A 22,450-nucleotide genomic window follows, 5' to 3' on the forward strand; every position below is an offset into this window, starting at 1 on the left:
CCGCGCCTCGTCCCCGCCGACAGGCCGCTAAACAGCCTTATATTGTCGTGTCAATATTAGAAGAATCCTCTTGTACGGCGGCTGCCTCCCCTCGTGTATGGCAACGAACCAACAGAGCGGTCCGGTAACGTACACCTGTCGGCGCTGCGGGCACTCACTGACGGTCACCGTCGGCTCGTGGAGCTGTCCCGACTGCGGGTACGCTCCGCGTCACGGGGCGGACTGAGCTCACTCGACGACCGTCACCTCGTCCCCGACGGCCAGCGTCGCCCCGCGGTCCCGCTCGGGGACGCGAGCGATCAGCATCAGCGTGAAGTAGTGGTCGAAGGCCTCGGCGTCGGCCCACTCCGGGAACGTCGCCTCGCGCCGCTCTAGGAACCGCTGGCGGAACTCCGGCGTGGGGTCGCCCGTGTCCGGGTCCCGTTCGGGGACGACACAGCGACCGCAGGGGGTGACGCCCTCGATCCGGACCCCGCCGGCCTCGAAGGCGGGCGCGTCCTCGCCGACGAACCGGTCCTCCCAGAACGCCGGCACGCCCCCGACCTCGACGTTGGCCCGGAGTCGGCGGCGCGCGCCGTCGACCGTCAGCTCCTCGAACCAGCCGGCCAGTTCCGCCACGGTCGCCGTGCTGACCACCGACGGTCCCATCTCGCGGCGGTCGACGTACCCGAGGTCGGTGTCCCGGCGGAGTTCGACCTCGGCGTCGAACACCTCACCGAACCACTCGGCCGCGGCGGTCCGCCCGGCCTCGGTCCCGAGGGCGAACTGCTCAGTCCCGTGGTCGGGAGCCGCCGCCCGGAGCGTCCGCTCGCCGGGATCGTAGTCGGTCTCGACGTCGTGGACGCGGGCGGTCCGCTTGCCGTTCACTACGTCGCCGTCGGCGTCGAACAGCGCGAACTCCCGGTCGTGGGCGAGCGTCCCGCCGGGGAGGACCCGCGCCCGCTCGCGGTCGACGCCGTCGAGTGCCTTCACGGGGTAGACGGTGAGTCGCTCGACGTGTGCCATACGTGGTGCCAGCGGCCCCGCGAGCAAAGCCGTTCTCCCTCGGGACGGGCCGGCGGCTGCCGAACCGACGGGACAGGGGGACCCGATGCCGACGTGGTGAGCGGTCCGTCGGGCCGGCTTGCATCTTCAGGCAGCCCTTTCCTACGGTGGCGAAAACTGGGGTGATACCCCTTCAGCGGCGGGCAGTGGCCCCGAGTCCGATGGCGACAAGGTTACGTGTCGGGTGGTCGAACGCGGTTGCAGACAGATGGTAGAACACACGCGCACCCTCGACTTCAAGATCGCGTTCGCGATCGGCCTCGGCACGATGATCGCGGCCGGGATCTTCTCGCTGTCGGGGACTGCCGTCAACCAGATCGGGTCCAGCGCGGTCATCGCGTTCGTCATCGCCGCGCTGGTCGCGGGGGTGACGGCGGCGGCATACTCCGAGTTCGCCTCGATCTACTCGGAGAACGGTGGCGGCTACCTCTTCTGTTCCCAGACCTTCGAGGACCGCGACCTGCTGACCTACGGCATCGGGATGTCGCTGTTCCTGGGCTACACCGGGACGACGGCGTTCTATCTCGCGACGATGGACGAGTGGATGTTCAAGTTCGTCCTCCCCGAGTGGCTGCACTTCCTGCCCCACGGGACGACGGGCGTGATCGCGGCGCTCCTGCTGGGTCTGCTCAACGCACAGGGGACCGAGGAGTCCGGCGGCTTCCAGCTGCTGGTCACCGGGGCGAAGGTGGCCGTCCTGTTCGGGTTCATCGGCGGGGCGGTCTCGTTCGCGGGGCCGGCACAGGCGACCGGCGAGTTCGCGACGAGCTTCCAGGGCGGCCCCATCGAGATCCTGAGCATCTCCGCGCTCGCGTTCATCACGTTCTTCGGCTTCTCGGCCATCGCGGCCAGCGCCGGCGAGATCATCGAGCCACAGAAGACGGTCCCGAAGGCCATCGCCGCGAGTATGATCACCGTCACGATCCTCTACACGCTGGTCATCATCGCGATGGTGAACGTGCCGGCGGCCGAGGCGGACCTGCTCACCCAGGGCGAGACGGCGATGGGCGAGGTCGCGGCGGTGTTCCTCGGCCCCATCGGCCGGTCGCTGATCGTCGCCGGGGCCATCTTCTCGATGGTCTCGGCCTCGAACGCCTCGATCCTCGCCGCCAGCAGCATCGGGTCGCTGATGGGCCGACAGGGGCAGGCCCCGCGGCGCTTCTCGCGCATCCACCCCGACTACGGGACGCCGTTCTGGAGCGTCCTCACCGCGACCGGGACGATAATGGTGCTCATCGTCGTGTTCATTATGCTGTTCCCGGCGGAGGGCGGCCTCCTGCCCATCCTCGGCCTCGGCCTGAGCGCGCTGACCGGGTTCGCGACGCTGAACCTCCTGCTGCCGCTCGCGGTGGTCAACGTCGCGCTCATCTACTCCCGGCGGAAGTTCCCCGACATCGAGCGGGGGTTCTCGGTCCCCGGCGTGCCGGTCGTCCCCGTCATCGGGGTGCTCGCGAACATCGGCCTCATCTACAACCTCCCGCCCCGCGGGGTCGCCTCGGGGCTCGCGCTGACGGCAGCGATGATCGTCGTGTACCTCGCGTGGGGCGGTGCCCCGGAGACGGAGGACCTGCTGCGGGAGGTCGTCCCCGAGTCGGCCGCCACGCCCAACGGCGGCGAGGACGTCGACGAGGAGTCGGTCTACCGGGTGCTGGTCCCCGTCGCGCGCCCCGACCGGGCGCTGCGCTACCTCAAGCTCGCGGGCGCGATCGCGTCGGCCTCGGAACGGCGGCCCGTCGTCCACGTGCTGAACGTCACGCAGGTCCCCGACCAGACGCCGTGGGAGACGGTCCAGGACACCGCGCAGGCCCGCACCGAGCGCATCCAGGAGGAGCTAGAGGGTGCCGACGTCGACGTCGACTACACGGTCGAGGGCCACACCTGCCGGGACGTGGCCTTCGACATCGTCCAGTCGGCCCGCGACGACGACGCCGACCTCGTCCTGATGGGGTACCCGACCCAGCACCGTGACGTGACCGAGACGGTCGAACGCGAGGCCCCCTGTCCGGTGTTCTTCGCCGGCCAGTCCGTCTCCGCGGCGGACCTCGACGTCATCAACATCGGTGCCGGCGGCGGCCCCCACCACAAGGACGTGTTGCCGCTCGTGAACGCGCTCGGCCAGCAGGGCAGCGAGGTCCACCTCATCAACGTCACCTCCGGCGAGGAGGGGACCGACGAGACGCCCGGCCCGACGCTTGACGCGCTGGAGGGGGTCGAGACGACGCAGGTCCACAACGTCGCCGCCGAGTCCGTCGCCGAGGGACTCGTCACGACGGCCGCGGAGAACGGCGGCGTGCTCGTCCTGGGGGCCTCCCGCGACCGCTGGCTCCGCCAGGCGCTGTTCGGCAGTACGCCCGATCAGGTCATCCAGCTGGCCGAAGAGAGCGACGTGCCGGTGCTGGTCTACGCCAGCGAGACCGGCGTCTCCGGCCGGCTGAGCGAGCGGCTGTTCCCGATCGTCCGCTACGTCAGAAAGCGGTTCCCGCGCCGCGGTTCGACCGGCGGCGGGAGCCCCGAGCGGAACCTCTAGCGGTTGATCTCGACGGACTCGAGCACGATGTCGCTCGTCGGAGCGTCGTTCCGGTCCGTCGCCGCGTCGCCGATGGCCTCGACGACGTCCATCCCGTCGATCACCTCGCCGAAGACGGCGTGGTCGCCGTCGAGGTGGGGCTGGGCCGCCAGCGTGATGAAGAACTGCGAGCCGTTGGTGTTCGGGCCGCGGTTGGCCATACTGACGATCCCGGCGGAGTCGTGGCTCAGATCGTCGTGGAACTCGTCGTCGAACGTGTAGCCCGGCCCGCCCCGACCGGTGCCGGTCGGGTCGCCCATCTGGATCATGAAGTCCTCGATGATCCGGTGGATCTCGATGTCGGTGTACAGCGGGTCGATGCGCTTCTCGCCGGAGTCGGGGTCCTCCCAGGCACCCGTGCCGGGGCCGACCTCGGTGCCCTCGTAGTCGTTCGCGCCCTCGGCCAGCCCGACGAAGTTCTCGACGGTGGTCGGGACCTTCTCGTCGAACAGGTCGATCTCGATGTCGCCCTCTGTCGTGTGCAGCGTCGCGGTCAGGTCGCTCATAGCCGTCCCGACGGCACGGGCGGGGAAAAGCCTGCCCACTACCGGTCGAGGTGCGAGCGCAGCAGGTCGGTCACCCGCTCGGGCGCGTCGAACTGCACCCAGTGGCTCGCGTCCGGCAGTCGCTCGACCCGGCAGTCCGGGACCCACCGCGTCAGCCCCTCCGTCAGCGAGGGGTCGAGCATCCCGTCCTGCTCCCCCCAGACGAGCAGGGTGGGTGCCGCGACCCGCGCGTCGCCGACGCCGCCCTGTGTCAGCGTCAGTCTCGCGTTCCGGCGGAACGCGGCCCGGTAGTAGTTCACCGCCGCTGTCAGCGCGCCCGGGCGGTCGAGGGCGCGCTTGTAGCGCTCGACGTCCGCCGCGGAGAAGGCGTCGGGCCGCACCGGCTGTTCGCGGAACAGCCGCTCGAGGGCCGCGTAGTCGTCCCGGCAGATGGCCCACTCCGGGAGCCGCGGGAGCTGGAAGGCACCGACGTACCACGACCTGACGAGCTGCGAGAACGACGAGCGCAGCGCCCGCTCGTAGGCCGAGGGGTGGGGCGCGTTCAGGACGGCCAGCCGGTCGACCACCTCGGGGCGGTCGATCGCCGTCTGCCACGCGACGAGACCGCCCCAGTCGTGGCCGACGACGTGGGCCGACGCGCGGCCGGCGGCGTCGACGAGGCCGGCCACGTCGGCGACCAGTTCCTCGACGCGGTAGGCCGACACGCCCGCGGGCTTCGCCGAGCGGTTGTAGCCGCGGAGGTCCGGCGCGACGACGCGGTAGCCGGCCTCGGCCAGCGCCGGTATCTGTCGGTGCCAGGAGTACCAGAACTCCGGGAAGCCGTGGAGCAGGAGGACGAGGTCGCCGTCGGTGGGGCCGGCGGTGACGGCGTGGAGGTCGACGCCGTTGGTCGCGACGGTCTCGTGGGTCCAGACCGCGTCCTCGTCGGCGACGGTCGGGTCGGCGGCCACCCCGGTCTCTGTCATACCCGAGCCTCGGGGGCAGACGCGCAAGTGTGTTCGGGAGCCGGCGGGCGACACCTACTTGTCCGCGGCCGGGGACGGAGGGAGTATGACTGACCGGCCACGGGGCATCCTCTCGCCGGCGGACCGGGCGTACCTCCGCGGCGAGGCCGACCACGGGAGCGAGCAGGCGGAGTACGACGCGCGCTACCGCATCCGCGAGCGGGTCCACCACGCGATGCTGGACTTCGCGCTGCTGTTCGAGCGGCTGGCCGACGCCGACCGCCGGCAGGTGTTCGCCCCCGACGACGCCGAGCGCGACGCGTTCACGGAGGGGGTCGTCAACGCTGTCGCGTTCTGTTACCTCGGGCTGGCCGACTTCGACGGGTCCCGCGAGGCGCTGTTCGAGGAGGGGATCCGGCGGGCGGTCCAGCGGGAACACGGCGGCGACGGGGTCTGCACCGTCCGCATCGGCGTCGACCGGCCGACGCCGGCCCGCCTCAGGCGGATCGTCGAGGCCGTCGAGGCCGGCGCGTACCACGAGCTCGACGAGAGCGACCTGCGGGCGCTGGCGTGTTTCCTCCACCGGGGCGAGCGCGCCCCTGAGGACGTGCTCGACCGGCTGAAGGCCGCGCTGGAGGAGACCTGACTACCGCGGTGGCGGGCCGCGCCGACCCTTCCGGCCGCCTCGACCGTGGTCCCGCCGGCCGCCTCGACCGTGGTGACCCTTCCGCCGGTGCCCGCCCCCGCGGCCACGCCGCCGGTCGCGGCCGCGTGGACGGGACCCGGGGACCGGGCGCTCGCCGAGCGTGAGCGTCACCGTGGTCTCCCGGCCGTCCCGGCGGACGGTGAGTTCGGCGGTGTCGCCGGGACTGGCCTCGGTCAGGAGGTAGCTCGTCAGCTCCTCGGTCGAGCGCACCGACCGGTCGTCGACGGCGACGATGACGTCGCCTCCGGTGGGGACCTCCCGGCCGCGCACACGGACGACCCGGTCGCAGCCACGGAGCGTCCCCGCGGCGTCCTCGCCGACGTCGACGACGAGCACGCCCGTCGTGTCGTCGAGTCGGTTGGCCTCGGCGACGGTCGGGGAGACGTCGACGGTCCTGACGTTGAGGTAGGCCGGCCGGAACACGCCGTCCTCGATGAGCGCGGGCACGACCCGCGAGAGGATGACCGGCGCGATGGCGAACCCGATGTTGTCCCCGCCCTTCGCGCGGTTGACGCCGACGACGGTGCCGTCGAGGGTCAGCAGCGGCCCGCCGCTGTTGCCGGGGTTGACCGCCGCGTCGGTCTGGATCGTCTCGGGGATCGTAAAGCCCGTCCCGGTCGGGTTCGAGCGGTTCGTCCCGCTGACGTAACCGACGGTGATGGTGCCGTCCAGTCCCATCGGGTTCCCGATGGCCACGACGCGCTCACCGGGCTCGGGGTTGGCCTCGGCGACCGGGAGGGGGTCGGCGTCCTCGGGCAGGTCCTCGACGGCGACGACGGCGAGGTCGGTGTAGGGGTCGGTCCCGACCACCTCGCCAGTGAGCCACGTCCCGTCGTGGAGGCGCAGTTCGACGTACTCCTGCTCGCCGACGACGTGCTCGTTGGTGACGACGTGGTGGTCGTCGTAGACGAACCCAGACCCGGCACCGCGTCCGGGACCGCGGCCGTCGTCGGTGACGTAGACCGAGACGACCGACGGGATCGTTCCCTCGTACAGTTCTCTGATGGTGGTGTCTTCTGACATCTGTGGGTGGACTGCGCGACCGGGGCACCGCCCCGGGGCAGACTAACCCGTGGTAAGGGGTGACAGTATTTGACTGTTTTGCCGTATCGGACTAACTTCCGTTTTTTCTATCCTGTAATGGCTTCCCTCACTCCCGGAGGAGCCGGAAGCCGATGTCTCGGCCGTGATCCCGGCTGAGGTCGATCCACAGCCGCGCGAGGGCTTCCAGGCGCGTGGCGGCCCCGAGGGCCCCGGCCTCGACGGGGTCGAAGCCGAGGTCGCCGGCCAGCGTCGCGACGGTCTCGCGGGCCGCCCGGTTGTCGCCAGCGACGAACATCGTCGCCCGCTCGCCGCCGATCTCGGGGTCGGTCATCCGGTTCGCGCCGATGGTGTTGAACGCCTTGACTACCCGCGCCTCGGGGGCGGCGTCGGCGACGCGGGCGGCCAGCGACCGCTCGGCCGTCGCCTCGGGGTACTCGTTGGTGGCGTCGACCAGCGGCTTCGCCGCGAGGTGGGTGGCGAGGTCGGCCGCGACCGAGGGCGCGGCGCTGCCCGGCACCGCGAGGACGACGGCCTCGCCGCGCTCGGCGGCCTCACCCCGCGGCAGGACGTCGATCGCGTCGCCGATACCCCCTCCGGACTCCGCGGGCGTTCGCGAGCCCAGGACGACCGCGTGACCGGCCGCGTCGAACCCGCGGGCGAGCGCCGTGCCGACGCTGCCGGTGCCGATGATCCCGATTCGCATACCCGGAGTACGTGTCGGTGGACCAAAACGTTCGTGGCGGGTCCGTTCGGTCGGTGCCCCTCGCCGCCGCGGCGGTGGCTTTATGCGGCGGTCAGTCCCACCGTCGCGTATGCAAGTCGGAGTCCTGACCGTCCCGCTGGGCGGCGAACCGCTCGCGGACGCCCTCGCCTACCTCGACGACCTCGGGGTCGGCGCGGTCGAACTGGGCTGTGGTGGCTTCCCAGGCGACGACCACCTCCCCCGGGACGAGTACCTCGACGACGAAGACGCACAGGCCGAGCTCCGGGACCTGCTCGACGACCACGGGCTGACCGTGAGCGCGCTGGCGACGCACAACAACCCGCTCCACCCCGACGACGAGCGGGCCGACGAGGCCGACACCGAGCTCCGGGAGGCGATCCGGCTGGCCGACCAGCTGGGCGTCGACGCCGTCACCTGCTTCTCGGGCCTGCCGGCGGGCGGCCCCGACGACGAGGTACCGAACTGGATCACCGCGCCGTGGCCCACCGAACACGCCGACGCCCACGAGTACCAGTGGGGCGTCGCCGAGGAGTACTGGTCGGACCTGGCCGACCACGCCGCCGACCACGGCGTCGACGTCGCCATCGAGATGCACCCCAACATGCTCGTCTACGAGCCCCGGGGGATGCTGGAACTGCGCGAGCGCACCAACGACCGCATCGGGGCGAACTTCGACCCCTCGCACCTGTACTGGCAGGGCATCGACGTCACCGAGGCCATCCGCCTGCTGGGCGAGCACGACGCCATCCACCACGTCCACGCCAAGGACACGAAGGTCTACGACGCCAACGCCAGCGAGAAGGGCGTGCTGGACACCACTCCCTACACCGAGGAGGCGGACCGCTCGTGGCTGTTCCGCTCGATCGGCTACGGCCACGGCGAGGCCCACTGGAAGGACGTCGTCTCGACCCTGCGGATGGTCGGCTACGACGGTGCCCTCTCCATCGAACACGAGGACTCCCTGACCAGCGCCCGCGAGGGCCTGGAGAAGGCCGTCGACGTGCTGGACCGCGCCGTCTTCGAGACGCAACCGGGCGAGGCATACTGGGCTGAGTGACGATGACGGACGAACCACTCGACATCGGCGTTCTGGGGTACCGCTTCATGGGCAAGGCCCACGCAAACGCCTTCGCGCGGCTCCCGATGTTCTTCGCGGACGCGCCCGACCTCAACCGCGCGGTGCTGGTCGGCCGCGACGAGGCGGCGCTGGCCGACGCCGCCGACGAACTGGGCTTCGCTCGCACGGCGACCGACTGGGAATCCGTGGTCGACGAGGTGGACGTCTTCTACAACCTCGGGCCGAACCACGTCCACGCCGAGCCCTCGATCGCGGCGCTCGAAGCGGGGACGCCGGTCTTCTGCGAGAAGCCGCTCGCGCCGGGGCTGGACGACGCCGCGGCGATGGCCGAGGCGGCCGCCGACGCCGACGTGCCGGCCGGCATCGCGTTCAACTACCGGTTCATCCCGGCGATCCAGTACGCGAAGAACCTGATCGAGGCCGGCGAGCTGGGCGAGCTCCGCCACTTCCGGGGCCGGTACCTCCAGGACTGGCTGGTCGACCCCGAAGCCCCGTGGTCCTGGCGCAACGACGAGGAGCTGGCCGGCAGCGGCGCGCTGGGCGACCTCGGTGCCCACACCGTCGACCTCGCGCGGTTCCTCGTCGGCGACGTGGCGGCGGTCAGCGGCCACCTGCGGACCTTCGTCGACGAGCGGCCCGTCGACGGGGAAGACGAGACCCGCCCGGTCACCGTCGACGACGCCTACTCCGCGCAGGTCGCCTTCGAGGACGGCACGATGGGCACGCTGGAAGCGTCCCGGTTCGCCAACGGCCGGAAGAACGACCACACCATCGAGATCGAGGGCTCGAAGGGGAGCCTGAAGTTCTCGCTGGAGCGGCTGAACGAGCTGGAGGTCCTGCGCGAGGACTCGCGGGGCTACGAGACGGTCCTGGTGACCGACGAGTCGGACCCGTACATCGACCACTGGTGGCCGCCGGGGCACGTCATCGGCTGGGAGCACACGTTCGTCCACGAGAACTACGAGTTCCTCTCGGCGGTCGCGGAGGGCGGGGACTACGAGCCGAGCTTCGCCGACGGCCTGGCCGTCCAGCGGGTGCTCGACGCCGTCGAGCGCAGCGACGACGAGCGGGCGTGGATCGAGGTCTGACCCACGACCGTATCAGAACGACCGCAGCGATTCGAGGGCGTCGGCGGCGCTCCCGTCTTCGACGGCCGCCCGGGCCTGGTCGAGCCCGTCGCCGATGCTGTCGGCGTCCTCGCGGGCGTAGATCCGCAGCGCGGCGTTGAGCGCGACGGCGTCGGCGAAGCCGTCCTCGCGCTCGCCGGCCAGGACCGCTTCGGTGATCGCGGCGGACTCGGCGGCCACGTCGTCGACCCCGAGGTCCTCGCTCGTGACGTCCATCCCGAGGTCGCCGGTCCGGATCTCGAAGTCCGCGATGTCCTCGTCGTCGGACTCGTCGCCCTCGATCGGCCACTCGGCGACGACCGTCTCGCCGGGGCGGACGTCGTCGTACCCCTCCATCCCCTGGAAGAACAGCGCCCGGTCGACGGTGCTTGACTCGGACTGCTTCAGGGTCCGGACCATCTTCTTGGCGAACGGCAGGTGGTAGAAGCTCCCGAGGTGGACGTCGGCGTTCGCCGGGTTGGCGAGCGTCTCGACGGTGTTGACGAACGTGCGGACGCCCATCGTGTCCCGGCGCTCGAACAGGTCGTCGATCCCGGGGTTGAACCGTGGCTGGTAGTAGAAGCCGAAGCCGACGTCGTCGACCATCGCGGCGCTCTCGGCCGGGTCGAGGTCGGTCCGGACGCCGAGTTCGTCCAGCACGTGCTTGTAGGCGTCCTGCTTCTGGGTCGGGACCCGATCGCCCGAGTGGACCACGACCGGCGTGCCGGCGGCCGCGGCGACCAGCCCGGCGGCCACGCCCAGGATGGCCGACCGGCCCTTGCCGTCGTAGTTCGCGCCGCAGTCGACGGGGTCGGCGTCCGGTTCGGCGGCGACGACGGACTCCTCGTGCATCACGTCGACGTAGGCCCCCAGTTCCTCGGGGTTGTTGCGCTTCCAGCGGTTGGCGAGCCAGAACGCCCCCAGCGTCGTGTGGTCGGGTTCGCCGCCGAGGATGCGCTGGAACGCCTCCCGGGCCTGCGCCCGCGACATATCGTCGGCGGACTTGTGTCCGGAGCCGACGACGTCGGTCATCAGGCGCTTCAGCGGCCACTCGCCGTACTCGCGGGTCGCTCGTGCCATACGAACCCGTTCGGGTGCGAGTTCAAAAGCCCCTGCGCTTTTCCTGCCGCCCGAGAATCCCGGCGACGCCCGAAACCCATACACCACTCCGACCCTAATCCGGGGTGATGAGCCTCCAGTCGGGCGACTGGCGCGAGCGCATCGACGACGTGGACGCCGCCCTCGTCGACGGCTACCAGAGCGGGTTCCCCGTCCGGGAACGTCCATTCGAGGCCGTCGGCGCGGACCTCGGGATCGCGGCCGACGACGCCCTCGAACGGGTCGAGCGCCTGCGCGAGGACGGTATCTTCCGGCGGTTCGGTCCCGTCCTCAATCCGCCGGTCATCGGCTCCTCGACGCTGGCGGCGGTCTCGGTGCCCGACGCGGAGTTCGACGACGTGGCCGCCGTCGTCAACGGCTACCGACAGATCAACCACAACTACGCCCGCGACCACGAGTGGAACATGTGGTTCGTCGTCACCGCCGGCTCGCGCGCGAAGCGCGACGAGATCATCGCCGACGTCGAGCGACGGACCGGCCACGAGGTGCTGGTCCTGCCGATGCTGACCGACTACTACATCGACCTGGAGTTCCCCGTCGTCAACTCGGACAGGTTCGCCCGCGAATCCCTCGACGGCACGGACGCCAGCGCCACCCGAATCAGCGAGGACGCGGCCGCCGACCTCTCGGCGCTGGACCGACGGCTCCTGCTGGCGACCCAGGAGGGGTTCCCGCTGTCGGCGACGCCGTACCGCGACGTGGCCGACGCCGTCGACGCCGACGTGGGGGACGTGCTGGCGGCCGTCGAGCGGCTGCGCGCGGACAACTGCATCAAGCGGATCGGCTGTGTCGTCAACCACGTGACGACGGGGTTCGACAGCAACTGTATGGTCGTCTGGGACGTGCCCGACGACAAGCTGGACGCGTGGGGCCAGCGGGCGGGCGAGCTCCCCTACGTGACGCTCTGCTACCACCGACCGCGCCGGCCCGACCAGGACTGGCCGTACAACCTCTTCACGATGATCCACGGCCGCGACGCCGACGCGGTCGACGCCAAGATCGACGAGCTGGCCGCCGACTACCTCCCGGTCGTACACGAGCGCCTCTACTCGACGGCGACGCTGAAACAGACCGGCGCGCGCTACGACGACATCGTCGGCGAGTCGCGGTAGCGAGCGGGGGCGGAGACCGCGCCGTTCCGGCCGGGACCACGGGTTCCGAAAGCACTAACCGAGTCTCTTCCTTAAGACGGGTCAATGAGTCAGCAACTCCCGGACGTGCAGGCGTCGAGTCCGGACGTGACAGTCGGTCTCAACCGCGTCGGCGTGACGGGCGTGGAGAAGCTCGTCAAACTCGGCCGGCGGGACCGCGATCCCATCGTGCTGATGGCGGAGTTCGAGGTGTACGTCGACCTGCCCTCCTGGCGGAAGGGCGCGGACATGTCCCGGAACATGGAGGTCATCGACGAGACGCTGGAGACCGCCGTCGGGACGGAGGCCTACCGCGTCGAGGACGTCTGTGGCGACGCCGCCGAACTCCTGCTGGAGAAACACGACTACACGACCAAGGCGGAGGTCCGGATGGAAGCGGAGTACGTCACCCACGAGTCGACGCCGGAGAGCGGGATGGCGACCCAGTCGACGGCCGACATCATCGCCTCCGCGACGGCCACCGAGGAGGGGACCCGCGAGGAGATCGGTGCCCGCGTCACCGGGATGACCGTCTGTCCCTGCTCGCAGGGGATGTCCGCCTCCCGCGCCCGCGACACCCTCCGCGGGATGAACGTCGAGGACGAGGTCATCGAGGAGTTCCTCGAGACGATGCCCCAGGCCGGCCACTCCCAGCGGGGTCACGCCACGCTGACCGTCGAGAGCGAGGGCGCGCCCGAGGTCGACCTCAACGACCTCATCGAGGTGGCGCGTGACTCGATGAGCGCCCGCATCTACAACCTCGCGAAGCGGCCCGACGAGGACCACATGACCTTCGAGGCCCACAAGGACGCGAAGTTCGTCGAGGACTGCGTGCGGGCGATGGCCGAGGGCGTCGTCGACGCGTTCCCGGACCTGCCGGAGGACGCGATCGTCACGATGAAACAGTCCAACGACGAGTCGATCCACCAACACAACGCCCACGCGGAGCGGGTGGCGGAGTTCGGCGACCTGGTCGGCGAGGTCGAGGAGTAGGGCGGCGAGCGGGGACCTGGTCGGCGAAGTCGAACCGACCGGTCAGGGCGGATTGATGGTCGTCGCCTCGGCCCAGTGGTCGTCGAACGCGCGGCTGATGTCGGCGGTGAAGTCGGGGTCCTTGAGGTCGATGACGCCGAACGTCTCCTCGCGGCCCATCGGGTGGGGGACCTCGATACACACCTCGACGTCGTCGATGAGTTCGAACGTCGTCGAGACGGCGGGGCTGGCCCGGGCCTGGTAGTTCTCGTAGGGAGCGAGCCGCTCGTAGTACTCCTCGTTGGCCGCCTCCGGGAGGTTCTCGAAGAGGTCGGGCCGGACCAGCAGCGACACCTCGACGCCGCGGTCCAGCGCGGCGACGAGTTCGTCGACGATGCGCTCCGTCGCCTCGACGATGTCGACCTGCCGGGCCGGCGAGGAGCCGACCATCACGATCCGGGAGTCGGCCGCCGCGAGCCGCTCCAGCAGGAGGTCGAGCGTCTCCTCGGGGCCGACCGCGGCCGTCCAGAACGGCTCGTCGACCGGTTCGGCGGTCTCCAGTTGCTCGGCGAGGTCGTCGACGATGTCCTCGTACTGGCTGGCCTTCTCCTGGAGTTCCTGCTTCTTGTCGTCGAGCAGGCGGTCCAGCGCGGTGTCGGGCTCGACGGCGACGTACTTCTTCGGTCGGCTGGCCGTCTGACTGCGGACGAGATTGTACGTCTCCAGGCTGTTGAGCACGTCGTAGATGCGACCCATCGGCACGTCGCTGGCACGTGACAACTCCTTGGCCGTTGTCGGCCCCGTCTCAAGCAGGGACCGATAGGCTCTCGCCTCGTACTCGGAGAGGCCGAGGTCTCTCAGGCTCGCCATACTGTCTCATCCCGGGCCTGCGACAAAAACGAATCGGCTGTTTACCGTTTGTCACCGTTGCACGCTGTCGCCGGCCGGGCCCCACCGCTGGTCGGGTCCCACCGCCGGGTCAGCTTCCGTCGGTCAGGGCCGCCTCGAGGTCGGCGGGGGTCGTCGCCTCGGCCGTGACGGTGCCGTCCTCGTACCGGCGTGCGACGCCGTCGCCGTCGGGGTCGGGGACGACCGTCGTCTCGTGGTCGGCCAGCCGGAGCGCCGCCCGGTGGAGGTCGCTGCCGGCCTCGGTCCCGACGACGATCCGCTGTGGGTCCCGCAAGCGGGCCGCGACCGTCGCGTAGCCGGCCACCTCGACGCCCATCCGCTCGGCCGCGCCGGCGAAGGACTCGACGGCGGCGGTCGCGGCCGCGCGGTAGCGGTCCTGGCCGGTGAGGTGCGCGAGATCGACCAGCGCGTCGGCCAGTTCGACGGTGGCGTCGAGCGGGTGCAGCGACCGGCCACAGAGTCCCGCACCGCTGTCGGGGCCGTCACGGAACGCCCCCGAGTCCTGCTGGCGGTGCTCGATCGTCCAGTCGGCGACGGCCGCGGCCGGCCCGCCCTCGCCCAGGACCTGCCAGCTCGTGGTCAGCCCCTGGAGGAGCCGGGCCTGGTCGAACAGGAGTCCGGCCTCACTGTCGGGGTCGTCGTAGTGGCGGACCGCGCCGTCGTCGACGAGGGTCTCGCAGACGTGCTCGCGGGCCCGCGTGGCGTACTGCTTCGCCCGGTCGCTGTCCGTGTAGGCGTGGACCCACAGCAGGCCGTCGACGGCCAGTCCGTTCCGGTCGGCGAACACCGTGCCGTCGACGTGTGGCGCGTCGGCGTCCTCCCGGTCGGTCGCGCCCAGGTGGTAGTAGTCGTCGTCGCCGGCCTGGCTCCCGGCGAAGCCGTCGCCGGTCCAGAGGTCCGTGGTGAGGTACTCGACGGTACGCTGGGCGGCGTCGCGGTAGGGCTCCCGACCGGTGTACCGGTAGCCGTGGGCGAACGCCCGCACCAGCGCGGCGTTCTCGTCCAGCAGTTTCTCCCGGCGGGGGTTCGACCAGTCCCGGGCCGTCGCGTACCGGAAGAAACCGCCGTCGTAGGTGTCCAGCAGGTGCGTCTGGATCGCCTCCAGGGTCCGGGTCGCCTGGTCGCGGGCCCGCACCAGCGCGAACTCGACGGTCCGGGGCAGCGGGAACTTCACGTCCGACCCCCAGCCGCCGAACTCCTCGTCGAACGCGCCGAGCAGCTGCTCGACCATGTGCTCCTCGATGCGCGCTCGCAGGTCGCCCGCGGGCGGGGCCTCGTCCTGGAGCTGGCGGGGCACCGACCCCGCGTCCGTGCCCTGTGCGTCCCAGGACTCCCGGACGCTGTCGAGGATCCCCCGGAAGCCGTCGGGACCGAGGAACGTCGCGCCGGTGATGACCTCCCCCTCGGGCGTGAGGAACACCGTCGACGGGAACCCACCCATCGTGTACCGCTCGCGCACCCGGGGGTTGCGGTCGGCGTCCACCCTGACCGGGACGAACCCGTCGTTGATGTTGGCGGCGATGCGTGGCTCGCCGAAGGTCCGGCGGTCCATCGCCCGACACTCCGCGCTCCAGGGGACCGTCAGCGACAGCAGGAGCGGCTTCCCGCTCCCCGCGGCGCGCTCGAAGGCCTCGGACCCCCACTCGCGCCACTCGACTTTCGTGTCCGCCGCGAACTCGTCCATACGCCGGTCTCGGAGGTGCGCGTACAAAGGCCCTCGTACTTCCGGACCGACGCCAGGGCCGGAGCCGGTGAGCACCGCCGGGACACACATCAGCGCTTCGCAGCGTCGCAGACCCAGCGACGCGACGAAAGACGGATTTGCGCGACCCGCCAAGGTCGAGTATGGGCACCGACCAGCCCGCCCACGACCACCGCGGTCCCGTCACGCCCGGCGACCGGCCGCCCCGGCCCGGCCGCGTCCCGCTCCTGGACAACACGCTGGCGATGTTCCGGGACCCGCTGGGCTTCTACGACCGCGTCGGCCGGATGGACGCCGACGTGGTCGGGTTCAACGTCGCCGGGACGACCGGCTACTTCGTCACCCACCCGGACCTCGTCGAGCAGGTGCTGGTGACCGACGACGCCCGCTACGAGAAGGGCCAACTGCTGCGGGACGCCCTCGGGGAGTTCATCGGCGAGGGCCTGTTCCTGCTGGAGGGCGAGGAGTGGCGCGAGCAACGCACCGCGCTCCAGCCAGCCTTCTACCGAGAGACGGTGGCCGCCTACGGCGAGACGATGACCGACTTCGCCCGCCGGACCGCGGACGGCTGGGACGACGGGCAGCGGCTCGCCCTCCTGCCGGCGATGCAGACCTACACGCTCCGGGTGCTGGGCAAGACGCTGCTCGACGTCGACATCGAGCGGACCGCCGAGGCGCTGGAGCCCCTGCTCTCGTCGCTGCGAGTCCGGACCGACCCCGGCTCCGTCTCCGCGTACACGCCGCTGTGGGTCCCGACCCCCACGAACCGGGAGGTCCGGCGCGCCCGCGCCGACTTCGAGGCGACGCTGGACGACATCATCGCCGCGCGCCAGGCCGAATCCGCCGACGAGCGGGCGGCCCGCGACGACGTGCTCTCCCTGCTGCTGTCGCTGGACGAGGCGACGATGGATCGGGAGCGGCTGGGCCACCAGCTGCTGACCTTCCTCGTGGCCGGCCACGACACGACGGCGCTGACGCTGACCTACGCGCTGTTCCTGCTGGCGAACGACTCCGGAGCCCAGCGCCGTCTCCACGAGGAACTCGACGCGACGCTGGACGACGACCCGACGCCGTCGGACCTGTTCGACCTGCCGTACCTGGACCGCGTGCTGACGGAGGCGCTGCGGCTCTACCCGCCGGCGTTCACCACCTTCCGCCAGCCCACCGAACCGGTTCGGCTGGGTGGCTACGACATCGAGCCGTCGGCCCAGCTCACCATCCCCCAGTACCTCGTCCACCGCGACGAGCGGTGGTACGACGACCCCGACGCCTTCCGCCCGGACCGCTGGACCGACGACTTCGAGGCCGAGCTCCCCGACTACGCCTACTACCCGTTCGGCGGCGGCCCCCGTCACTGCATCGGGATGCGGTTCGCCCGGATGGAGGCGAAGCTCGCGCTGGCGACCCTGTGTCGCCGCTACCGCTTCGAGGCGGTCACCGAACCGCCGCTGGAACTGGGGATGCGCATCACGCTCTCGCCGACCGAACCAGTCGAAGTCAGGGTCCGCGAGCGGGACTGAGCGGCCAGGCCACGCTCCTGGCGGTGTGTCCCCGACCACTCGAAAGGCGTTTGGGCGCGGGTCTGCAATCGTGGGTATGCTCCGGGTCATCGGGCTGCTCCTGCTCATCCCGCTGTTCGACATCGTGCTCCTGGTGGCGGTGGCCATCCCCTACCTGGGTCCGCTCGTCACCGTCGCCCTGGTCGTCCTCACGGCGCTGGTGGGGATGCTCCTGGTGCGTGCGGAGGGGCGCGCGACGCTCCGTGAGATCCAGCGCAAGCTCGCGACCGGCGAGGTGCCGACCGACGAACTCATCGACGGCGGCCTGCTCGTCGCCGCCGGCGCGTTCTTCCTCACGCCCGGCCTGGTGACCGACTTCGTCGGCCTCCTGCTGGCGGTGCCGCTGACCCGCTACCCGGTCCGGGCGGCGACGCGGCGCTGGGTCGTCCGCCCCTACATCGACGCCAAGACCGGCGGCTTCGCCTCCGGCCAGGTGTACGTCGGCGGCTTCCCGAACGAGGACGGCGGCCCGGCACCCGGTCCGGGCGGCCCCGGCTCCGGCGACGGCGGTCGCTCGGGGTCCGGTGGCTTCGATCCCGACGACGCCACCGACGTCGACTTCGAGGAGTCAGACAACTGAGCCCTGCGGCGGTCTCACACCCGACCCGTGAAACGTTACCCTTTTCTATGGCCCTCGGATACGTTGGAATGCGCTCGCCTGGGCCAATAGCTCAATCAGGTTGAGCGCTCGGCTGATAACCGGGAGGTTCGCGGTTCAAATCCGCGTTGGCCCACCTCCCTTCCGAACGGACTTCAGCCGTTCGGGATTTGGGGCCGCAACTCCCCTACGTTCCAATCTTCGGGTAATAACGATTCTGAGGGAGGGGGTACAAAACGTAATCCGAGTAGTTTCACTACTGGACCCCCTCACCACGTTCGGGACGGTCGCTGGCCCAGCCGGGTCCGTCCGGCTCCCGACCGGACAGCGCTCCCTCGGCGCGCTCACGGCAGGAGGAGCCACACCGTTCTCCCGGTAGCGAGTCGAAGCGCGTAAGACGCCCCTCCGAGATTGGTACGGCATATGAGCAACGACGCGGGCGACGCGCACCCGAACGCGGAGCAGGACGTCATCGCGGTCGACGCCGACGACAACGAGGAGGGGCTCGTCAACCGACTCGACGCCCACACGGGCGAGGGCGTCCGGCACCGGGCGTTCACCGCGCTGCTGTTCGACGAGGACGACCGGGTCCTGCTGGCCCAGCGGGCGGCCGACAAGCGCCTCTGGGACACCCACTGGGACGGCACCGTCGCCTCCCACCCCGTGGAGGGACAGACTCAGGTCGAGGCGACCCGGCAGCGACTGGAGGAGGAACTGGGGGTCACGCCCGACCAGTACGACGACCTTCGGGTGACCGACCGCTTCGAGTACAAGCGCTACTACGAGAACGCGGGGCTGGAGTGGGAGGTCTGTGCGGTGTTGCAGGCGACGCTGACCGACACGTCGCTGGATCCCAACCCCGAGGAGGTCGACGGACTGCTGTGGGTCCCCTACGAGCGCCTGCGCGAGCACCCCGAGTACTACCGACAGCTGCGCCTGTGTCCGTGGTTCGAGATCGCGATGCGACGCGACGACGAGCGGTAGCGCCGAGCGACGGCGAGACACCTCGGCGCACACGGAGCGGGCCGCTCACTCGGAGTGGACGGGGTCGGCCCGACGCGCGCGCTCCCCGTCGGTCGACTCGGGCCAGGGGTCGTCCCGCCCGGGCTCGGCGGCGGGCAGGTCGATCGTGACGACCGTCCCGTCGTCGACCTCGAAGCCGACGGTGCCGCCGACGCCGCGGACCACCCACTTGACCAGCCACAGGCCGACGCCGGAGCCGTGCTGGAGCGGCGTCTCCTCGCCGGACGTGATCACCTCCCGCTCGTGGGCCGCGATGCCGGGACCGTCGTCGCGGACGCGGACGACGACGCGGTCGTCGGCGGCGTCGGCCTCGACGGTCACGGCGACCGTCGGGTCGCCGCCGGCGTGTTCGACGGCGTTGTCGAGCAGTTCCTCGAAGGCGAGCGTCAGCGACGGGCCGCCGGTGATCCAGCAGTCCGCGGGACAGGACAGCGAGACGTCGGCGGCGGGCGCGTCCGCCTGCGTCCGCTCGACGACGGGGACGAGCAGCGTCCGGAGGCGGATCGGCCGGGCGTGCTCGCTCTCCAGGGCCTCCGAGACCCGGCCGATCTTGTCACTGCGGTCGACGATCTCGTCGACGGTCCGCTCGATGCGCTCGATGCGCTCCCGGCCCTCGGGACCGACGCTGTCGGCCAGCAGGTCGGCGTTGCCGCGGACGACGTTCATCTCGTTGCGGATGTTGTGGCGCAGCAGGCGGTTCAACACGTCGATGCGCTGCTCGCGCTGGCGGCGATCGGTCACGTCCCGCAGGCTGACGAGGTGCCCCGAGACGACGCCGTACGCGCGGTACAGCGGCGTCACCCGGACGTCGAAGTAGCGGACCGCGCCGTCGCGGTCGAGTCGTGTCACCGTCTCCGCGTCCTCGCCGGCGTCCGGGACGACGTCGGCAAGCGTCGGCAGTTCGTCCGCGAGCGACCGACCGACCAGCGCCTCGCGCCCGTCCGCGAACAGCCCGGTGGCGGCGTCGTTGACGTCGACGATCCGTCCGCCCTCGTCGACGATGACGACGCGGTCGTCCATCTCCGCGAAGACCGCCTCCCGACCGAGTTCGCGGGTGACCGGGGCGACGTCGAGGAGCCGGCCCCGAAGCAGCGCGACCGAGAGGACGACGCCGGAGACGACGTAGCCGACGCTGGTCGGATCGACGACGGGGAAGAAGAGGTCCAGCGCGTGCAGGGCCTGGGCGACGGTCGGCACCGTGATGGCGAGCAGGAGGGCGACCCCCTGTCCGCGGAACGACCGGTTGCTCCGGAGGATCATCCGCATCAGGAGGAGGCCGCCACCCAGCACCAGCGCGAGCATGTACGCGAGGTGCGCCCAGCGGGCCAGTCCCCAGGCGGGAGCGAGCGAACTGGTGCCGCCGGCGACGGTCGTCGTGGAGCCGGCCCAGACGAGGTGGTGGCTGCCGTTCGACCAGACCAGCGTCACGAAGACCGCCGGCTCGATCAGCAGGAGAGCGAGCCGCCGCCTGGTGAGCCAGTGGGGCTCGCCGGTGTACTCAAGGACGGTCGCCAGCCAGGCGACGGGGACGATCACCGAGAGAGTGAGCTGGATCTGCAGCAGCGAGACCATCGTCGGGATGTCCGCGACGGCCAGCTCCAGCCCGTGGGTGACGGTCCAGAGGCTCGCGGTGACGACGAACGCGGCCAGCGGGCCGGCCCCCGGCCGGTCGCGGTGGAGCCAGACGAGGAAGGCGACCCCCATCCCGACGACCGCCGCCAGCAACACGAGGGAGAGCGAGGGGTGGACCATCCGTCCGCAGGGTGGCACACCCGAATCATAAACGTTCGCGGCCGAGTATCGCTGACGATACTACCGGCGGGCCCGCAGTGCCGACCACACCGCGACGGCACCCAGCAGGAAGGCCGGCACCAGCGGGAGCGCGAGGTACGCGGCCCGCAGGGTCAGTCCCAGCGATCGGACGAACCCCTGTGCGGCCGGGAGGACGAGGAGGGCCGCCGGGACCACGAGGAAGCCGACGACGACCGTCGCGACCAGCGCCCACCCCTCCCAGCCGAACTCGTCGCTGGGATCGGCGCGCCGGGGCGGCTCGCCGCTGGGGCGGTGGACGTGGCCGTCGTCCGTGGACGAGTCGGCCGTCGGGTCCTCCCCCGGCGTGACGGTCACCGTCTCACCGTCGCCGCCACCCTCCGCGGTCGCGTCCTCGGTCATCGTCCGCACCGTCCGGGACGAACACGACCTCGCCGAACCCCGCCAGTCCTTCGCGCGGCTCGTGGCCCCGGGCCGTCTCGCTCGTCGGGAGCGTCCCCCGCCGCTCGGCGGTCGCCCGCTTTTCGCCGGGACCGGAGCTCCCCGCGGGCGATCGGCATCCGCCAGGCGGTCTGGAAGACCAGCGCCTCGTCCCGGCCGACGGTCGGGTCCGGGACCTCCTCGTAGGTGACGACGTCCGTCCCGCCGTGACCGGTGTACTGGACGGCGTACATACCAGTCGCTGGGGTCAGCGCGCGCAAAACGCTGGCGGTCCCGTCGCGGGCGGTACCGGCGATCCGGGCGGCCCCCGGTCAGACCGTCTGCGGACCGGAGCCGGTGGTCGGTTCCGGCCGCTCGATCTCCAGGAGGCTGACCCGGTGGCCCTCGTCGCGCTCGTGTTCACCCCGCTCGTCGGCCGCGACGCCGCGTCGCTCGTACAACCCCTCGAACGTGCACTCGTGGCACGTCACGTGGTACACCCCTTTCATACCGAGACCCTGCTCCAAGACCACAATAAATCTTCTGTCGATAACGGGCCCCCGCTCGGGTGGCCGGAACCGTTTACCCGGACGCGACCGACGGCCCGATATGGTCGATTTCCAGTCCCGCGACACGCGTCGGGGAGTCGACGACGACCAGCCCGAGGGCGAGGACGAGAGCGAGGACGAAACGGACGCCGACGAGCAGGCGGCGGAGCCAGCGGACGCCCGGCAGCCCGCGGACGGGGCGGACACACGGGAGGCCGAGGTCGACGGCGACGACGAGGGGGCGGCGGCCGCCAGCGACGCGGACGGGGAACCGACCGACGACGCTCCGGCGGCGGAGACCGCCGACGACCCGCTGGCCGAGCCGGGGAGCGAGCAGGGGACCGACGGACCGGGCGACGACTCGCCGGCCGACGGGCCGCCCGCGGCCGGTGCGGCGGGGTCGAAGGTCGCCGGCGGCCGGCCGGAGGCGACCGCGTCGCCGGACGACGACGCGGCCCCCGCGATCGACGTGGCCCTGGTCGGCGTCGGGACGGAGGACGGCGGGGCACTGGAGACGGCGGCGGCGGCCGTCGAGTCCTGTGGCCACGCCGTCGCGACGCGCGAACGGCTCCGGCCCGACTACGACGGCGTCCAGCAGTCGGTCGACGCGCTCGTCGGCCGCGACGACGTCGACGCCGTCGTCACCGTCGGCGGCGTCGGCATCACCCCCGGACAGGTGACCGTCGAGGCCACCCACCCGCTCTTCTCCAAGGCGTTGCCGGGGTTCGGCGAGGCGTTCCGCTCGCTGCTGTTCGAGCACATCGGGACCGGCATCGTCGCCGAGCGGTCGACCGCCGGCATCGCCGACGGGACGGTCGTGTTCTGCCTCCCCGACGACCCGGAGGCCGCCCGCCTCGGGATCGAGGAGATCGTCGCCACCGAGGGACCGCGGCTCGTCGACCACCTCTCGGAGTGAGCGCGGCCCGGGACAGCGGATTCGCCGCCGCCGTCCCGACGGCCGTCGGTGCCGAGACCGTTCACA

Annotated in this window: 22 protein-coding genes and 1 tRNA gene; 11 read left to right on the forward strand and 12 right to left on the reverse strand. The window is 71.2% G+C overall.

Going from position 1 to position 22,450, the window contains the following annotated elements:
• Positions 1-228: 228 nt before the first annotated feature.
• The gene (locus P0592_RS03270) at positions 229-1,005 is read right to left on the reverse strand and encodes an MOSC domain-containing protein (protein WP_276272839.1); all 777 of its coding nucleotides are present in this window, start codon (positions 1,003-1,005) and stop codon (positions 229-231) included.
• A gap of 247 nt (positions 1,006-1,252) precedes the next feature.
• On the opposite strand from P0592_RS03270, the gene P0592_RS03275 reads away from it, so the two are divergent.
• On the forward strand, positions 1,253-3,571 hold the full coding sequence (locus P0592_RS03275; RefSeq protein WP_276272840.1) for an amino acid permease: 2,319 nt from the start codon (positions 1,253-1,255) through the stop codon (positions 3,569-3,571).
• Here P0592_RS03275 and P0592_RS03280 read toward each other — a convergent pair.
• The gene (locus P0592_RS03280) at positions 3,568-4,116 is read right to left on the reverse strand and encodes a peptidylprolyl isomerase (protein WP_276272841.1); all 549 of its coding nucleotides are present in this window, start codon (positions 4,114-4,116) and stop codon (positions 3,568-3,570) included. The genes P0592_RS03275 and P0592_RS03280 overlap by 4 nt on opposite strands.
• Positions 4,117-4,154: 38 nt before the next feature.
• Positions 4,155-5,081 (reverse strand): alpha/beta fold hydrolase, encoded by a 927-nt coding sequence (locus P0592_RS03285; RefSeq protein WP_276272842.1) that lies wholly within the window; start codon positions 5,079-5,081, stop codon positions 4,155-4,157.
• Between the two features lie 85 nt (positions 5,082-5,166).
• Here P0592_RS03285 and P0592_RS03290 point away from each other — a divergent pair, with 85 nt between their 5' ends.
• A complete protein-coding gene (locus P0592_RS03290) occupies positions 5,167-5,706 on the forward strand; it encodes a DUF8102 family protein (protein WP_276272843.1) in 540 nt (179 codons plus the stop codon).
• On the opposite strand, the gene P0592_RS03295 is transcribed toward P0592_RS03290, so the two are convergent.
• Together P0592_RS03295 and P0592_RS03300 are read right to left on the reverse strand one after the other, a co-directional pair.
• Positions 5,707-6,789: a S1C family serine protease gene (locus P0592_RS03295; RefSeq protein WP_276272844.1), complete on the reverse strand. Its 1,083-nt coding sequence runs from the start codon at positions 6,787-6,789 to the stop codon at positions 5,707-5,709.
• Between the two features lie 127 nt (positions 6,790-6,916).
• The gene (locus P0592_RS03300; RefSeq protein ID WP_419181113.1) at positions 6,917-7,513 is read right to left on the reverse strand and encodes an NADPH-dependent F420 reductase; all 597 of its coding nucleotides are present in this window, start codon (positions 7,511-7,513) and stop codon (positions 6,917-6,919) included.
• 109 nt (positions 7,514-7,622) lie between these two features.
• Here P0592_RS03300 and P0592_RS03305 point away from each other — a divergent pair, with 109 nt between their 5' ends.
• Both P0592_RS03305 and P0592_RS03310 read left to right on the forward strand, forming a co-directional pair.
• Positions 7,623-8,591, forward strand: a complete 969-nt coding sequence (locus tag P0592_RS03305; protein WP_276272845.1) for a sugar phosphate isomerase/epimerase family protein — start codon at positions 7,623-7,625, stop codon at positions 8,589-8,591.
• A gap of 2 nt (positions 8,592-8,593) precedes the next feature.
• A complete protein-coding gene (locus P0592_RS03310) occupies positions 8,594-9,700 on the forward strand; it encodes a Gfo/Idh/MocA family protein (RefSeq protein WP_276272846.1) in 1,107 nt (368 codons plus the stop codon).
• Between the two features lie 12 nt (positions 9,701-9,712).
• Here P0592_RS03310 and P0592_RS03315 read toward each other — a convergent pair whose 3' ends face one another.
• Complete coding sequence (locus tag P0592_RS03315) at positions 9,713-10,798, reverse strand: anthranilate phosphoribosyltransferase (RefSeq protein WP_276272847.1); 1,086 nt, start codon at positions 10,796-10,798, stop codon at positions 9,713-9,715.
• Positions 10,799-10,905: 107 nt separating this feature from the next.
• Between P0592_RS03315 and ahbB the strand changes: the two genes are divergently transcribed.
• Entirely contained in the window at positions 10,906-11,949 is a 1,044-nt protein-coding gene (gene ahbB, locus P0592_RS03320) for a siroheme decarboxylase subunit beta (RefSeq protein WP_276272848.1), read from the forward strand.
• Positions 11,950-12,033: 84 nt separating this feature from the next.
• A complete protein-coding gene (gene mptA, locus P0592_RS03325; protein WP_276272849.1) occupies positions 12,034-12,960 on the forward strand; it encodes a GTP cyclohydrolase MptA in 927 nt (308 codons plus the stop codon).
• 42 nt (positions 12,961-13,002) lie between these two features.
• Here mptA and P0592_RS03330 read toward each other — a convergent pair whose 3' ends face one another.
• Together P0592_RS03330 and P0592_RS03335 are read right to left on the reverse strand one after the other, a co-directional pair.
• A complete protein-coding gene (locus tag P0592_RS03330) occupies positions 13,003-13,809 on the reverse strand; it encodes a TrmB family transcriptional regulator (protein ID WP_276272850.1) in 807 nt (268 codons plus the stop codon).
• A gap of 109 nt (positions 13,810-13,918) precedes the next feature.
• Entirely contained in the window at positions 13,919-15,532 is a 1,614-nt protein-coding gene (locus P0592_RS03335) for a DUF255 domain-containing protein (protein ID WP_276272851.1), read from the reverse strand.
• A gap of 161 nt (positions 15,533-15,693) precedes the next feature.
• Between P0592_RS03335 and P0592_RS03340 the strand changes: the two genes are divergently transcribed.
• The 4 genes from P0592_RS03340 (at position 15,694) to P0592_RS03355 (ending at position 18,691) form a co-directional block, all read left to right on the forward strand.
• Positions 15,694-17,070 carry a cytochrome P450 gene (locus tag P0592_RS03340; RefSeq protein WP_276272852.1) on the forward strand — a complete coding sequence of 459 codons (1,377 nt, stop codon included), beginning with the start codon at positions 15,694-15,696 and terminating at the stop codon, positions 17,068-17,070.
• Positions 17,071-17,146: 76 nt separating this feature from the next.
• The gene (locus tag P0592_RS03345; RefSeq protein WP_276272853.1) at positions 17,147-17,689 is read left to right on the forward strand and encodes an FxsA family protein; all 543 of its coding nucleotides are present in this window, start codon (positions 17,147-17,149) and stop codon (positions 17,687-17,689) included.
• An 80-nt stretch (positions 17,690-17,769) separates the two neighbouring features.
• Positions 17,770-17,843: transfer RNA gene (locus P0592_RS03350), tRNA-Ile, on the forward strand.
• 287 nt (positions 17,844-18,130) lie between these two features.
• A complete protein-coding gene (locus P0592_RS03355; protein ID WP_276272854.1) occupies positions 18,131-18,691 on the forward strand; it encodes an NUDIX hydrolase in 561 nt (186 codons plus the stop codon).
• 45 nt (positions 18,692-18,736) lie between these two features.
• Here the strand turns inward: P0592_RS03355 and P0592_RS03360 are convergent, their stop codons facing one another.
• The 4 genes from P0592_RS03360 to P0592_RS03375 all read right to left on the reverse strand — a co-directional run bounded on the left by P0592_RS03360 (position 18,737) and on the right by P0592_RS03375 (position 21,429).
• Positions 18,737-20,482 (reverse strand): histidine kinase N-terminal 7TM domain-containing protein, encoded by a 1,746-nt coding sequence (locus P0592_RS03360; protein ID WP_276272855.1) that lies wholly within the window; start codon positions 20,480-20,482, stop codon positions 18,737-18,739.
• A gap of 60 nt (positions 20,483-20,542) precedes the next feature.
• Positions 20,543-20,902 (reverse strand): DUF7977 family protein, encoded by a 360-nt coding sequence (locus P0592_RS03365; protein ID WP_276272856.1) that lies wholly within the window; start codon positions 20,900-20,902, stop codon positions 20,543-20,545.
• Positions 20,899-21,174, reverse strand: coding sequence for a hypothetical protein (locus P0592_RS03370; RefSeq protein WP_276272857.1), 276 nt, complete (start codon positions 21,172-21,174; stop codon positions 20,899-20,901). Before P0592_RS03370 ends, P0592_RS03365 begins: the two co-directional genes overlap by 4 nt.
• A gap of 78 nt (positions 21,175-21,252) precedes the next feature.
• Positions 21,253-21,429 carry a hypothetical protein gene (locus P0592_RS03375; protein WP_276272858.1) on the reverse strand — a complete coding sequence of 59 codons (177 nt, stop codon included), beginning with the start codon at positions 21,427-21,429 and terminating at the stop codon, positions 21,253-21,255.
• 100 nt (positions 21,430-21,529) lie between these two features.
• Between P0592_RS03375 and P0592_RS03380 the strand changes: the two genes are divergently transcribed.
• Positions 21,530-22,384: a molybdopterin-binding protein gene (locus tag P0592_RS03380; protein ID WP_276272859.1), complete on the forward strand. Its 855-nt coding sequence runs from the start codon at positions 21,530-21,532 to the stop codon at positions 22,382-22,384.
• Positions 22,385-22,450 lie beyond the last annotated feature (66 nt).

Origin of the sequence: Haloarcula litorea (assembly GCF_029338195.1) — an archaeon.
Classification (GTDB): domain Archaea; phylum Halobacteriota; class Halobacteria; order Halobacteriales; family Haloarculaceae; genus Haloarcula; species Haloarcula litorea.

Excerpts from the sequence above, each read along its gene's own strand:
- P0592_RS03275 (WP_276272840.1), top strand. The coding sequence starts at position 1,253 with ATGGTAGAACACACGCGCACCCTCGACTTCAAGATCGCGTTCGCGATC.
- P0592_RS03340 (WP_276272852.1), top strand. The coding sequence starts at position 15,694 with ATGGGCACCGACCAGCCCGCCCACGACCACCGCGGTCCCGTCACGCCC.
- P0592_RS03355 (WP_276272854.1), top strand. The coding sequence starts at position 18,131 with ATGAGCAACGACGCGGGCGACGCGCACCCGAACGCGGAGCAGGACGTC.
- P0592_RS03360 (WP_276272855.1), bottom strand. The coding sequence starts at position 20,482 with ATGGTCCACCCCTCGCTCTCCCTCGTGTTGCTGGCGGCGGTCGTCGGG.
- P0592_RS03295 (WP_276272844.1), bottom strand. The coding sequence starts at position 6,789 with ATGTCAGAAGACACCACCATCAGAGAACTGTACGAGGGAACGATCCCG.
- P0592_RS03365 (WP_276272856.1), bottom strand. The coding sequence starts at position 20,902 with ATGACCGAGGACGCGACCGCGGAGGGTGGCGGCGACGGTGAGACGGTG.
- P0592_RS03290 (WP_276272843.1), top strand. The coding sequence starts at position 5,167 with ATGACTGACCGGCCACGGGGCATCCTCTCGCCGGCGGACCGGGCGTAC.
- P0592_RS03345 (WP_276272853.1), top strand. The coding sequence starts at position 17,147 with ATGCTCCGGGTCATCGGGCTGCTCCTGCTCATCCCGCTGTTCGACATC.
- P0592_RS03285 (WP_276272842.1), bottom strand. The coding sequence starts at position 5,081 with ATGACAGAGACCGGGGTGGCCGCCGACCCGACCGTCGCCGACGAGGAC.
- P0592_RS03305 (WP_276272845.1), top strand. The coding sequence starts at position 7,623 with ATGCAAGTCGGAGTCCTGACCGTCCCGCTGGGCGGCGAACCGCTCGCG.
- P0592_RS03380 (WP_276272859.1), top strand. The coding sequence starts at position 21,530 with ATGGTCGATTTCCAGTCCCGCGACACGCGTCGGGGAGTCGACGACGAC.
- P0592_RS03300 (WP_419181113.1), bottom strand. The coding sequence starts at position 7,513 with ATGCGAATCGGGATCATCGGCACCGGCAGCGTCGGCACGGCGCTCGCC.
- ahbB (WP_276272848.1), top strand. The coding sequence starts at position 10,906 with ATGAGCCTCCAGTCGGGCGACTGGCGCGAGCGCATCGACGACGTGGAC.
- P0592_RS03330 (WP_276272850.1), bottom strand. The coding sequence starts at position 13,809 with ATGGCGAGCCTGAGAGACCTCGGCCTCTCCGAGTACGAGGCGAGAGCC.
- P0592_RS03315 (WP_276272847.1), bottom strand. The coding sequence starts at position 10,798 with ATGGCACGAGCGACCCGCGAGTACGGCGAGTGGCCGCTGAAGCGCCTG.
- P0592_RS03335 (WP_276272851.1), bottom strand. The coding sequence starts at position 15,532 with ATGGACGAGTTCGCGGCGGACACGAAAGTCGAGTGGCGCGAGTGGGGG.
- mptA (WP_276272849.1), top strand. The coding sequence starts at position 12,034 with ATGAGTCAGCAACTCCCGGACGTGCAGGCGTCGAGTCCGGACGTGACA.
- P0592_RS03370 (WP_276272857.1), bottom strand. The coding sequence starts at position 21,174 with ATGTACGCCGTCCAGTACACCGGTCACGGCGGGACGGACGTCGTCACC.
- P0592_RS03280 (WP_276272841.1), bottom strand. The coding sequence starts at position 4,116 with ATGAGCGACCTGACCGCGACGCTGCACACGACAGAGGGCGACATCGAG.
- P0592_RS03310 (WP_276272846.1), top strand. The coding sequence starts at position 8,594 with ATGACGGACGAACCACTCGACATCGGCGTTCTGGGGTACCGCTTCATG.
- P0592_RS03375 (WP_276272858.1), bottom strand. The coding sequence starts at position 21,429 with ATGAAAGGGGTGTACCACGTGACGTGCCACGAGTGCACGTTCGAGGGG.
- P0592_RS03270 (WP_276272839.1), bottom strand. The coding sequence starts at position 1,005 with ATGGCACACGTCGAGCGACTCACCGTCTACCCCGTGAAGGCACTCGAC.